This is a genomic window from Minwuia sp. IMCC3060, from assembly GCF_029909435.1.
Lineage (GTDB): Bacteria > Pseudomonadota > Alphaproteobacteria > Minwuiales > Minwuiaceae > Minwuia.
On the sequence record NZ_CP123782.1, the window covers coordinates 3,985,900 to 3,998,209 of the forward strand.

The following is a 12,310-nucleotide window of genomic DNA, read 5'->3' on the forward strand; positions in this document are numbered from 1 at the left end:
CATGCATGGTCCCGAGACCTCGCCCCCGTCCCCCTGGATCGTGCGCCATCTGCCGCGTGCGTCGGCAGGCGAGACCCTGCTGGATCTGGCTGCGGGACGCGGGCGGCATGCGCGGCTGGGGCTGGCGCTGGGCTATTCCGTGACCGCGGTCGATATCGACATCGAACCGCTTGCCGATCTGGCCGGTCAGGCAGGCGTTTCAGTCCTGCAGGCCGACCTGGAAGGTGGGGACTGGCCACTGGCGGACCGGCGCTTCGACCGGGTGGTGGTGACCAACTACCTGTGGCGACCGCTGTTTCCCGCGCTGGTCCGCTGCGTCGCGCCCGGCGGCCTGTTGCTCTACGAGACCTTCGCGCGGGGGAACGAGGTGCTGGGCCGCCCCCGCAATCCGGATTTCCTGCTGCGGCGAAACGAACTGATCGACCATGTGCGCCCGGAACTGGATGTGGTGGCTTTCGAGGATGTGTCGGAGGCCGAGCCAACCCCGGCGGTGCGGCAGCGAATTGTTGCCCGGCGCAGGGGACCCGTGGACGCAAACCAGCCCGGGTGATAGGTAACCCTGTCGCCCGCGCACCATCGGATCGCATCACATGAACAGCCCCCAGGGCCTGGACCTGCTCCAGCCCGTCGATATCTCGGCCTATGCCCGGGGCAACCTGGGTGTCAGTCATGCCCATCGCTTCGAAAGCGGTCGTGCGGGTGAGGATGTGGTCGTGCTGGGGCTGGTACATGGCAACGAGCTTTGTGGCGCCCATGCCCTGAAGCGGCTGCTCGATCTGGGGATCAGGCCGCGTAAGGGATCCCTGACGTTCTGTTTCGCCAATGTTGCGGCCTATGCGACCTACGACACCAAGGTACCCACACGGGCCAGGTTCGTGGACGAGGACATGAACCGCGTCTGGGATCACACCACGCTGGACGGGCCGCGCAACAGTGTGGAACTGGCGCGCGCACGGGCCATCCGTCCACTGGTGACAGGCGCCACCCGTCTGCTGGACATCCATTCCATGCAGTCGGGCGGCGAGTCGCTGATGCTCAGCGGCATGACCCGGCGCGGGCAGCATCTGGCCATCGGGATGGGCTTTCCCCGCCTGGTCATCGCCGACAGCGGCCACGCGTCGGGACGGCGGCTGCGCGATCATGGCGCCTTTGCCGATCCGGCGGCGACGGAGATCGCCCTGCTGGCAGAGTGCGGCCAGCACCAGAGTCCGGCGGCGGCGGAGAACGCGATCGAGATCGCGGCCCGCTTCCTGCTGGCCGTCGGCAGCATTGACCGGGACACGGCGGCGCGCATCGCGCCGTTCCGCCGGCACGCGCCGTCGAAGGTGATCGAGGTGACGGAGCGCATCACGGTCACCCGGACCGGGCGCGACGGCTTCCGCTTCGTCGAGGCCTACGAGAGCCTTGCCACCATTCCCCGTGCCGGAACCGTGATCGCGGAGGAGGCGGGAAAGCCGATCCGCACCCCCCATGACAACTGCGTCCTGATCATGCCGTCGCGAAGGCTGGTGGCGGGACAGACGGCTGTCCGGCTTGGTCGCATTGTCGGTCATGACGCACGGCCGTCCGTGGAATGACCGCTCCGTGACCGGGACGACAACCGAACCCGTGCCCAAGGCCAGCCTGCGCGATCAGGCGATGGCCCTGGGGGTCGGTGCCCTGGGCGGCGGCCTGTTCTTCGCGCTTGCCATGCCGCTGGCCTGGATGATGGGCTCGATGGTGTTCGTCTCCATCCTGGCCCTTTCCGGTCAGACACCCGTGGTGGAGAAGCGGTTCCGTGGCGTGATGGTCGCCATCCTGGGGGTGTTCCTGGGCAGTGCCTTCTCGCCCGAAGTCATCGACCGCGCCGTCCAGTGGGCGCAGGCCCTGCTGGTGCTGTTCGTCTACATCGTGATCGGCAGCGGCATCGTCTACATCTACCTGCGCCGGGTGGCGAAGTTCGATCCGGTCACCAGCTATTTCGCCTCCACCCCCGGCGGCCTGAGCGAGATGGTGCTGGCCAGTGAGGCACTGGGCGGCGATCCGCGCCGGGTGTCGCTGGTACACACAACGCGCGTGCTGCTGATCGTGCTGATCATTCCCTTCTGGTTCCGGCTGGTGATGGATGTCGATGTCCCGGCCATGATGCCGCCGAAGGCAGGGGTGGTGCCACAGGTCCAGGACTGGCTGATCCTTGTGGCCTGCGCCGTGATCGGATGGCCGCTGGCAAGGCTGTGCCGCATTCCCGCGGCGGCGCTGGTCGGACCGATGGTGGTGTCCGCCGTCGCGCATCTGCTGGGCCTGACCTATGTCACACCACCCCCGATTGCCGTTGCCGCCGGGCAGCTTGTGCTGGGGGCCTCCGTGGGGTGCCGGTTCGCCGGCACGGCCCTCTCGCTGGTCTGGCAGACCGTGCGCACCGCCTTCGTGACGACCCTGATGCTGCTGGGGCTCGCCATCATCGCCATGCTGCTGTTCAGCGACATGATCGGGGTGCAGCCGGAAGCCATGGCACTTGTCTTGTCACCGGGCGGTCTGGCGGAAATGTCTCTGATCGCCCTGGCGCTGGGCATCGACACCGCCTTCGTCAGCACCATGCATGTCTTCCGCATCGCCATTGTCGTGATCCTGGCCCCCAGCCTCTACCGCATCTTCAGGCGCGGCTAGACCTTACCAATGTCTGCCGTCGTCCCCGGTTGCGGACGGCCTGGCGGTGCAGCGGGATGGTCGCCACGATCAGGATGGTCCAGAAGGCGGCGAGGATCGACGCATGGACACCGGAAGGCAGATCCAGTCCGTGCCGTGCGGCGGCCATCCATCCGGCCGTGACCAGTCCACCCCATGTGTTGATCATGAACAGCGCGTGTTCGGTATGGCGCCCCTGGCGTGCGCGCCAGACACCCAGCGCCAGATTGACCAGCATGAAGACGGCCAGCCCGTGCAGATAATTGAAGCCCCCTGTCATGTCCCGCAGGAAGAAGGAACTGAGCGCCGCCACCGCCATCGCGGCCACCCAGGCACGGCCCAGCAGACGGTGGGCGCGGCCCCGCTTGCGCCGGACAATCTGGATCACGCCGATCAGGATGGCGATGATGGCGACCGTGACATGCAGTTGTTCCATGTGTCTCTCCCTTTTCTGAAACCAACTGCCGACACCCTGGCGCGAAGGACGGTCAGGGAAAGTTGCCTTGCGTGGAACGGCCTGCTGAATGCGTGAAATGCGCCGGTGCATTTCACGCAACGCGGATGGTGCACGGAGGGGAAGGGCGACAATCCGCTCACTGGTTCAGGGCGCGGGTCGATGCCATGTCTGGGGTTCGGTAACCACAGGAGGCACCGATGCAGACCCGCAATCCGCTGTTCGACGACCTGTCCCGCCTGATGACATCCGCCGCCGGCACCTTCCAGGGCGCGCGCGACGAGATGGAGGGGCTTGTCCGCACACGGCTGGAGCGGATCCTGGCCGACATGGACCTGGTGGACCGGGAAAGCTTCGAGACCGTGCGCGAGATGGCGGCAGAGGCCCGGCTGGAGAACGAGCGGCTGGCGGCAGAGCTGGCTGATCTGAAGACGGAACTCGCCGCCCTGAAGAAGGCAAAGCCCGCGCCGCGCCGCAAGTCACCCGCCGCCGCAAAAAAGTCCGCCCCCGAAGCCTGATCCGGCTTTCCCCGCTTGACGGGGACTCCTGGCACTCCGTAGCCTCTATCTAGCGCGTTGATTCGCTGCGCGCACAACATGTGACCGTTGGATGACGGGCTCATCCCGGTCACGGATCGGAGGACGGTCGCCATGGGCATGATGATCGAACTCGCCGACCCCACTGTCACCAATCCGCTCGATTTCGTCGAAGCGTTCATCGATGCCAACGAATGGGCATCGGAACGCACCGGCGAGGACGAGCTTGCGGTGGTCGTGACCGGCAAGTGGTGTGACTTCAACGTCTGGGTTTCCTGGCGGCCGGAGATCGGCGGGCTGCATTTCGCCTGCGTCTTCGGCAACAAGTTCCCCGCGGGCAAGCATGCGGAGCTGCATGCCCTGCTGGTGCTGGCCAACGAGAAGATGAGTGTCGGCCATTTCGACCTGTGGGCGGACGAGCAGTTGCTGCTGTTCCGCCATACCCTGCTGCTGGGCCGCGACGCCGATCTGGAGCTGGACCCGCTGGAGATGCTGTTCGAGATCGCCTTCTCCGAGTGCGAACGCTTCTACCCGGCAGTGCAGCTTGTCCTCTGGGGGGGCAAGAGCGCGCAGGAGGCCGTGGATGCAGCCCTGATGGAGTGCGTCGGCGAAGCCTGATCGGGTTGATCGGGTCTCTGGCCTGCACCCTCGGCACTTGACGCAGCGTCCCCCGGCACGGATCAATGGTCCGGCATTTCGGGGAGGCGAGCGACATGGCGAACGAACATGATCTGGTGCTGCGCGGCGGCACTCTGGTTGACGGCACCGGCAGCGAACCACGGCAGGCCGATGTGGCCGTCAGCGACGGACGCATTACCCAGGTCGGCACCGTCACCGGTTCCGGTCGGGAAGAGATCGACGCCCGTGACCGTATCGTCACCCCGGGCTTCGTCGACATTCACACCCACTATGATGGTCAGGCGAGCTGGGACCAGCATCTGACCCCATCCTCCCTGCATGGCGTCACCACCGTGCTGATGGGCAATTGCGGTGTCGGTTTCGCGCCCTGCCGGGTGGAGGACCACGACCGGCTGATCCGGCTGATGGAAGGCGTCGAGGACATTCCCGGCGCGGTGCTGGCGGAGGGGCTGGACTGGAACTGGGAGAGCTTTCCCGACTATCTGAACGCCCTCGAAGCCGTGCCGCACGACATTGATTTCGGCGCCCAGGTGCCGCATGGCGCGCTGCGGGTCTATGTGATGGGCGAGCGCGGCGCCAACCGGGAACCGGCAACGGCCGAGGATATCGCCGAGATGGCGCGACTGGCGCGGCAGGGGGTCGAGGCCGGGGCGCTGGGGTTCTCCACCTCCCGTACCCTGAACCACCGCACCAGTGACGGCCAGCCGACGCCGACCGTGAATGCCGAAGCCGACGAGCTGGTCGGCATCGCCAACGGGCTCGGCGCGGCGGGACGCGGTGTGCTGCAGATGGTCTCCGACCTGAAGCACCAGGAGGAGGAGTTCGCCATCTTCAGGCGCATGGTGCGGGAATCGGGCCGCCCCATGTCGATCTCCGTCGCCCAGAACCCGCGCTGGCCCAATGCCTGGCGTGACACGCTGGACCTGATCGGTCGCGCGGCGGAGCAGGAGGGGCTGCCCATGCGCGCCCAGGTCTGTGGCCGCCCGGTCGGGATCCTGCTGGGCTTCGAGCTGACCATGAACCCCTTCTCCGACTATCCGTCCTGGAAGGCGATTGCCGATCTGCCGGTGGCGGAGCGGCTGAAGGCCGCCACCGACCCGGCGATGCGCGACCGGCTGCTGGCGGAGGGGCCGGAGGCGGCGAAGGGTTTCGCCCGCCACGTGCTGGCCGATTTCGACAACATGTTCGTGCTGGGCGACGCGCCGAACTACGAACCGGAGGTGGGCGACAGCCTGGGTGCCCGCGCCCGTGCGCGCGGTGTGCCGCCGCAGTTGCTGGTCTGGGAGGCCCTTTCGGCCAAGGACGGTCGGGGCATGGTCTATGTGCCGTTCCTGAACTATGCCGGATATGACCTGGACCCGAGCTACCGGATGCTGACCGATGCCCATACCATTCCCGGACTGGGGGATGGCGGCGCGCATGTCGGGCTGATCTGCGACGGCAGCTTCCCGACCTCGATGCTGACGCTCTGGACCCGCGACCGCACGCGGGGGCCGAAGCTGCCGCTGGAATGGGTGGTGAAGGCCCAGTGCCGCGACACGGCGGAGGCCGTGGGCCTGTTCGACCGCGGGCTGGTGGCGCCGGGCATGAAGGCCGATCTCAACGTCATCGACTATGCCAACCTGACCCTGCACGCGCCGGAAGTGCTCTACGACCTGCCCGCGGGCGGGCGGCGGCTGATGCAGCGCGCCAGCGGCTATGACGCCACCATCGTCTCCGGCCAGATCATCCGCCGCGAAGGCAATGCGACGGATGCCCTTCCGGGCAGGTTGTTGCGCGGTGGCACGGCCAAGCCCTCCGACCTGAAGGTAGCCTCCTGATGCCGGATCGGATCCACGTCTTCTCCAAGTTCAACGACCGGGTCGTCGGACCGCTGGCGGAGAACTTCCCCGGCGCCGAGATCATCCGTCTGGACGATGATGCCGCCTTCGTCGCCGGTCTGCCGGAGGCGGAGTTCCTGATGGCGCTGAAACCGCCGCGCGGCCACTGGGCGAAGGCGGGCAAGCTGCGCCTGCTGCAGAGCTTCGGGGCCGGGATCGACCACCTGATGCCGCTGGACGGGTTGCGCAAGGAAACCGTTGTCTGCAACGCGGCGGGGCTGGCGGCGGGGACAATGGGGGAATTCGCCCTGACCCTGACCCTGATGCTGATCAAGCGCCTGGACTGGGCCAACACGGGCCACCGCGCATCGACCTGGCGTCAGTTCATGCCCGGTACGGCGGCGGGGTCCACCATCGGCATCCTGGGGCTGGGCCGGATCGGCGAATCCTTCGCGCAAAAGGCCGGGGCGCTGGGGATGCGGGTGATCGGCACGCAGCGCCAGCCGCGCGACGTACCGGGCGTCGACAAAGTGGTCGGCGCGGACCGCACGGCGGAGATCGTGGCCGAGTCGGATGTGGTCGTCTGCATCCTGCCGCTGACCGAAGAGACCCGCTATGTGCTGGACGAGCCGATGATGCGCCGCATGAAACCCGGTGCCAGCCTGATCAATCTCGGTCGCGGCGGTCTGGTGGATGAACCCGCCCTGATCCGCCTGCTGGAGGAGGGGCACCTGTCCGGTGCCGCGCTGGATGTGTTCGAGCAGGAACCGCTGCCGTCCGACAACCCGCTCTGGACCGCGCCGAACCTGATCATCACCCCGCATGTCGCGGGCGGCTTCCCCGACTACATGGGCGGCATCAGTCGCCTGTTCGCGGAGAACGTCCGGGCCTTCGAGGCCGGGGAACCGATGAAGACCCACGTCAGGGATCCCGGCCGGGGCTACTGATCCGCTCGTCCCAGCCGCTCCTTCAGGAAGTCGATCATGACCCGCGTGCGCCGGGGCAGGAAGCTGCGGCTGGGATAGACCAGCCAGGCAGCCGTGTCGAAGCTGGTGGCCGTGGCCAGGCGGTCCGGCCACAGGTCGGTCAGCCGGCCAGTCGCCAGATCGTCGCCGATCAGCCAGTCGGGCAGCAGCGCCACCCCGAGCCCCAGCCGGGTCGCCGCATGCAGCGCCAGCGCGCTGGAGATGGTCATGGCGGGCTGGATCGTCACCTGCGCCTCCTCGCCGCCCGGGCTGCGGAACCGCCAGGTGGCGCGATAGTCCGGCAGGTCGAAACAGAGGCAGGGATGTTCGGTCAGCCCCTCCGGTCGGGCCGGGACCGGCAGACGGCGCAGGTGGTCCGGGCTGGCGCAGGCATGATACCGGGTTGGCATCAGCCGCGTGACGACCATGTCGCCCCTGACCTCGGGGGCGAGCCGGACCGCCAGATCGATCTGCTCGGCGACGAGATCGCTGTTGCTGTCCGTCAGGCTCAGGTCAAGCTCGATCCCCGGAAACCGTGCCCTGATTTCCGGCAACAGGGGAACGATACAGGCTTGCCCGAATGCGACCGAGGCCCCGAGACGCAGCGGCCCCTCCGGTTCGGCGTTGCCGGTGGCGGCTTCCTCCCGCGCCTGGGCCAGCTCCGCGAGGACCGGCTCGACCCGGTCGGCGTAGCGGCGTCCGGCATCCGTCAGGGCGATGCGGCGCGTGCTGCGCTGAAACAGCCTTGTCCCGATCTCTGCCTCCAGCGCGGCAACCGAGCGCGATACCGAAGACGGGTCCTGATCCAGTTCGCGCGCAGCCGCCGTGAAGCTGCCGCTGCGCACGACCTGCAGGAAAGCAGTCAGCAGTCGTGTGTCCATTGATGCAGAATTCGCATCATTCATGTGTGTAGCAAGCTCTTTATCCCCGGATGATCATCAAATATCAAGCTCGGGAACCAGGTCATGTCAGACTGCACCTGCCCACAGATCGGAGAAACCATGATGACCAGCATGAAGAACAGGACCGTCCTGATCACAGGCGCGAGCCGTGGCATCGGTGCCGCGATGGCCCGCGGCTTTGCGGCGGAGGGGGCGAGCGTGGTCCTGCTGGCGCGCAGCGCGACGTCGCTGGAGGCGCTTGCGGCGGAGATCGAGGCAGATGGCGGTCAGGCGCTGGCGATCGGTGGTGACGTCAGCGTCTGGGCGGACGTGGAGGGTGCCGTCTCGCAGGCCGTGGCGCGATTCGGCGCGCTGGATGCGCTGATCAACAATGCCGGGGTCATCGAACCCATCGCCCGGCTGGCCGACAGCGATCCGGCGGCATGGGGCCAGGCCATCGATATCAATCTGAAGGGTGCCTATCACGGCCTGCGCGCGGCGATCCCCGCCATGCTCGCCGCCGGCGGGGGCACGGTGATCAACATCAGTTCCGGCGCCGCCACCAGCGCGCTGGAGGGCTGGAGCCACTATTGCGCCAGCAAGGCGGGGGTGCTGTCGCTGACGGCCTGTGCCGCGAAGGAATTTGGCCCGCAGGGTATCCGCGTGGTCGGGCTCAGCCCCGGCACCGTGGCGACGGAGATGCAGGTCGCCATCAAGGCCTCCGGTGTCAATCCGGTCAGCCAGCTCGACCCGAACGTGCACATTCCACCCGAGTGGGTGGCCCGGGCCGCTGTCCATCTCTGTGGCGACGGCGGCTCGGCATGGGAAGGAACCGATTTCAGGCTGCGCGATGATGCCGCCCGCAAGGCGCTGGGCCTGCCGCTGGATGGCGGCAGCTAGGGACGGTCAGTTGCCCGCGCTCTCCATGCGGCGGTGTTCGATGACCTCTTCCAGCCAGCCGAGCTTCATTTCCGGCACGGACGACAGCAGCAGGTCGGTATAGGCGTCGAAGGGGGGTGAGAGCACCTCCGACTTCGGGCCGTAGCGCACGACCTCGCCCTGGTACATCACGGCGATGGAATCGGCGATGGCGCGGACGGTGGCCAGATCGTGGGTGATGAACAGGAACGCCACATGCTCTTCCGCCTGCAGCTTCAACAGCAGTTTCAGGATGCCGTCGGCTACCAGTGGGTCGAGGGCGCTCGTCACCTCGTCGCAGATGATCAGGTTGGGCTTGGCCGCCAGCGCGCGGGCGATGCAGACGCGCTGCTTCTGGCCGCCCGACAGTTCCGCCGGATAGCGGTCGATGAAGCCTTCGCCCATCTCGATCTCGTCCAGCAGCTCCGCGATGCGGCGCTCCTTCTCCTTGCCGCGCAGGCCGAAGTAGAACTCCAGCGGGCGACCGATGATGGTGCGGACGGTCTGGCGCGGGTTCATCGCCACGTCGGCCATCTGGTAGATCATCTGCAGTTCCCGCAGGTCGTCGCGGCTGCGCTTCTCCATCGCTGCCGACAGGGTGCGTCCGGCGAACTGCACCTCGCCCGCCCGCGGCGGCAACAGGCCGGTGATGACCCGCGCCAGCGTTGACTTGCCGGAACCTGATTCGCCGACCACGGCCAGGGTCTGGCCCGGATGTACCTCGACATTGATGTCGCGCAGCACGTCCACACCGGTGCCCGGATAGGCCGCCGTGACGCCCCGGATGGTCAGCACCGGTTCGGGCGACGGCGGCTTTTCCTCGTGCCGGATGGAGCGGACGGAGACCAGTGCCCGGGTATATTCCTCCCGCGGGGCCTCGATCACCTGCCGGGTCTCCCCATGCTCCACCAGCTTGCCGCCCTGCAGCACCATCATCTCGTCGGAGACCTGGGCGACAACGGCCAGATCATGGGAGATGTAGAGCGCGGCGACGCCGGTCTTGCGGATCGCCAGCTTGATCGCGGCGAGAACGTCGATCTGGGTGGTCACGTCCAGTGCGGTGGTGGGTTCGTCGAACACGATCAGGTCGGGTCCGGAGGCGAGCGCCATGGCCGTCATCACGCGCTGCAACTGCCCGCCCGAGACCTGGTGCGGATAGCGCTGCCCGATGTTCTCCGGGTCCGGCAGGCCGAGCTGTCCGAACAGGTCGATGGCGCGGGCCTGGACAGTCTGGCGGTCGGCGCTGCCATGTTTCAGCGCCGCCTCCGTCACCTGGTCCATCAGCCTGTGGGCCGGGTTGAAGGCGGCGGCGGCGGACTGGGCCACATAGCAGACCTCCCGCCCGCGTACGCCGCGCAGTCCGGCCATGCCGCCCTTCAGAATGTCTCGCCCGTTCAGCAGCACCTGACCGCCGGTGATGCGCACGCCGCCCCGGCCATAGCCCATGGAGGAGAGGCCGATGGTGGACTTGCCGGCCCCGGACTCCCCGATCAGGCCCAGCACGCGACCGCGTCCCAGGGTCAGTGAGACATCATCGACGATGGTGATGTCATGCGGGTCCTCGCCCGGCGGGTAGACTGTCGCCTCGATCCGCAGGTTGCGGATGTCGAGCAGGGTCTCGTCAGCCGGATCAGCCATTGCCGCGGCCCCCCTTCAGGTCCGTGGTGCGGTTCAGCACCCAGTCGGCCACCAGATTGACGGAGATGGCGAGTGCGGCGATGGCGGCGGCGGGGATCAGGGCTGCCGGAATGCCGAAGACAATGCCTTCCTTGTTCTCCTTCACCATGCCGCCCCAGTCCGCGTCCGGTGGCTGCACGCCAAGGCCGAGGAATGACAGGGCCGACAGGAACAGCACCGCGAAGATGAAACGCAGGCCGAGTTCGGCCACAAGCGGCGACAGGGCATTGGGCAGGATCTCCCGGAAAATGATCCAGATCCGCCCCTCCCCACGCAGCCGCGCGGCCTCGACGAAGTCCATGACCGTGATGTCCACAGCCACGGCGCGCGCCAGACGATAGACGCGGGTCGAGTCCAGTATACCCATGACCAGGATCAGCACGATCAGGGTGCCGGGCAGCACCGAGAGCACCACCAGCGCGAAGATCAGCGTCGGGATCGCCATCAGCAGATCCACCGCACGGGACATGGCCTGATCGACGATGCCGCCGATGACGGCGGCGGTGAATCCCAGGATGGAGCCGAGCGAGAAGGACAGTGCCGTCGCCATGGCGGCCACGAAGATGGTGGTGCGCGCGCCGTAGATCATGCGCGACAGCAGATCTCGCCCCAGATTGTCCGTGCCGAGGATGTGTTCGCCGAACACCGGCTCCCAGACATCGCCCACCACCTCGGTATTGGAATAGGGGGCCACAAGGTCCGCGAATACCGCGACGAAGACGAAGGTGAAGGTCAGCACCAGTCCGATGCGGGCGCTCCAGGGTATGGTTCTGAGTTCAAGCATGCGTCCCGCCCCTACTTCGGATGTCGCAGGCGCGGATTGGCGATGATGGCGACAATGTCTGCGACGATGTTGAGCGAGATATAGACGGCGGCGAAGATCATGCCGCAGGCCTGCACCACCGGGATGTCACGCTTCGACACGTGATCCACCAGATACTGGCCCATGCCGGGATAGACGAAGATCACCTCCACCACCACGACGCCGACCACCAGGAAGGCGAGGTTGAGCATCACCACGTTGACGATGGGCGCGATGGCATTGGGGAAGGCGTGGCGGAGGATGATCCGGAACGGACTCAGCCCCTTCAGTTCCGCTGTCTCGATGTAGGCCGACTGCATGACGTTCAGGATCGCTGCGCGGGTCATGCGCATCATGTGCGCCAGCACCACCAGGGTCAGCGTCGCGCAGGGCAGGGCAATCGCCGACATGCGGTCGGCGAATCCCATGCCGTCATAGACGGTGGAGACGCTGGGGAACCACTGCAGTTCCACGGCGATGAAATAGACCAGCAGGTAGCCGATGAAGAATTCGGGCAGGGAGATGGAGGTCAGCGTCGTCGCCGAGATCAGCTTGTCGATGAAGCCGTTGCGGTGCTGCACCGCCACCAGTCCCAGCAGGATGGCGATGGGGACGGAGATGATGGCCGCCCACATGGCCAGGAACAGCGTGTTGGACAGCCGCTTGCCCAGTGCCTCGGAAATGTTCTGGCCGTTCGACAGGGCTGTACCCAGATCGCCGGTCAGAACGCCACCGAGCCAGTCGAAGTAACGGACATAGGACGGATCGTTCAGCCCCAGTTCCGCCCGCAGGTTGGCCAGGGCCTCCGGTGTGGCCGTCTGGCCCAGGATCGCCTGTGCCACGTCGCCGGGCAGCAGTTCCGTTCCAACGAAGATCAGGACCGAAACCGCGAGAAGCAGGAGAATGCCCAGCGCCAGGCGCTGGGCAATCAACTTCACGATGGCGGGACTCACC

The 12,310-nt window shown here is 66.9% G+C and carries 13 protein-coding genes; 8 read left to right on the forward strand and 5 right to left on the reverse strand.

What is annotated here, in order from left to right; genetic code table 11:
- Position 1 precedes the first annotated feature (1 nt).
- From QGV54_RS18650 to QGV54_RS18660, 3 genes are read left to right on the forward strand one after another with little or no spacing between them, the layout of a single operon-like run.
- A complete protein-coding gene (locus QGV54_RS18650; protein ID WP_281019142.1) occupies positions 2–550 on the forward strand; it encodes a class I SAM-dependent methyltransferase in 549 nt (182 codons plus the stop codon).
- 40 nt (positions 551–590) lie between these two features.
- Positions 591–1,577 carry a succinylglutamate desuccinylase/aspartoacylase family protein gene (locus QGV54_RS18655; protein WP_281019141.1) on the forward strand — a complete coding sequence of 329 codons (987 nt, stop codon included), beginning with the start codon at positions 591–593 and terminating at the stop codon, positions 1,575–1,577.
- A 7-nt stretch (positions 1,578–1,584) separates the two neighbouring features.
- Complete coding sequence (locus QGV54_RS18660) at positions 1,585–2,646, forward strand: AbrB family transcriptional regulator (protein WP_281019140.1); 1,062 nt, start codon at positions 1,585–1,587, stop codon at positions 2,644–2,646.
- Here QGV54_RS18660 and QGV54_RS18665 read toward each other — a convergent pair.
- Positions 2,633–3,100: a DUF2306 domain-containing protein gene (locus QGV54_RS18665; protein WP_281019139.1), complete on the reverse strand. Its 468-nt coding sequence runs from the start codon at positions 3,098–3,100 to the stop codon at positions 2,633–2,635. The genes QGV54_RS18660 and QGV54_RS18665 overlap by 14 nt on opposite strands.
- A gap of 218 nt (positions 3,101–3,318) precedes the next feature.
- Here QGV54_RS18665 and QGV54_RS18670 point away from each other — a divergent pair, with 218 nt between their 5' ends.
- From QGV54_RS18670 to QGV54_RS18685, 4 genes are all read left to right on the forward strand, one after another.
- Positions 3,319–3,636, forward strand: a complete 318-nt coding sequence (locus QGV54_RS18670) for an accessory factor UbiK family protein (RefSeq protein WP_281019138.1) — start codon at positions 3,319–3,321, stop codon at positions 3,634–3,636.
- A gap of 132 nt (positions 3,637–3,768) precedes the next feature.
- Positions 3,769–4,272, forward strand: coding sequence for a YbjN domain-containing protein (locus QGV54_RS18675; RefSeq protein ID WP_281019137.1), 504 nt, complete (start codon positions 3,769–3,771; stop codon positions 4,270–4,272).
- 95 nt (positions 4,273–4,367) lie between these two features.
- Complete coding sequence (locus QGV54_RS18680) at positions 4,368–6,113, forward strand: amidohydrolase family protein (RefSeq protein WP_281019136.1); 1,746 nt, start codon at positions 4,368–4,370, stop codon at positions 6,111–6,113.
- On the forward strand, positions 6,113–7,060 hold the full coding sequence (locus QGV54_RS18685) for a D-2-hydroxyacid dehydrogenase (RefSeq protein WP_281019135.1): 948 nt from the start codon (positions 6,113–6,115) through the stop codon (positions 7,058–7,060). Before QGV54_RS18680 ends, QGV54_RS18685 begins: the two co-directional genes overlap by 1 nt.
- Here the strand turns inward: QGV54_RS18685 and QGV54_RS18690 are convergent.
- Complete coding sequence (locus QGV54_RS18690) at positions 7,054–7,959, reverse strand: LysR family transcriptional regulator (RefSeq protein WP_281019134.1); 906 nt, start codon at positions 7,957–7,959, stop codon at positions 7,054–7,056. The genes QGV54_RS18685 and QGV54_RS18690 overlap by 7 nt on opposite strands.
- A gap of 123 nt (positions 7,960–8,082) precedes the next feature.
- On the opposite strand from QGV54_RS18690, the gene QGV54_RS18695 reads away from it, so the two are divergent.
- Entirely contained in the window at positions 8,083–8,859 is a 777-nt protein-coding gene (locus tag QGV54_RS18695; protein WP_281019133.1) for an SDR family oxidoreductase, read from the forward strand.
- Between the two features lie 6 nt (positions 8,860–8,865).
- Here the strand turns inward: QGV54_RS18695 and QGV54_RS18700 are convergent, their stop codons facing one another.
- The 3 genes from QGV54_RS18700 to QGV54_RS18710 are packed head-to-tail and all read right to left on the reverse strand — an operon-like array spanning position 8,866 to position 12,309.
- Entirely contained in the window at positions 8,866–10,515 is a 1,650-nt protein-coding gene (locus tag QGV54_RS18700) for an ABC transporter ATP-binding protein (RefSeq protein ID WP_281019132.1), read from the reverse strand.
- Positions 10,508–11,338: an ABC transporter permease gene (locus QGV54_RS18705; protein ID WP_281019131.1), complete on the reverse strand. Its 831-nt coding sequence runs from the start codon at positions 11,336–11,338 to the stop codon at positions 10,508–10,510. Before QGV54_RS18705 ends, QGV54_RS18700 begins: the two co-directional genes overlap by 8 nt.
- A gap of 11 nt (positions 11,339–11,349) precedes the next feature.
- Positions 11,350–12,309 (reverse strand): ABC transporter permease, encoded by a 960-nt coding sequence (locus QGV54_RS18710; RefSeq protein WP_348637644.1) that lies wholly within the window; start codon positions 12,307–12,309, stop codon positions 11,350–11,352.
- Position 12,310 lies beyond the last annotated feature (1 nt).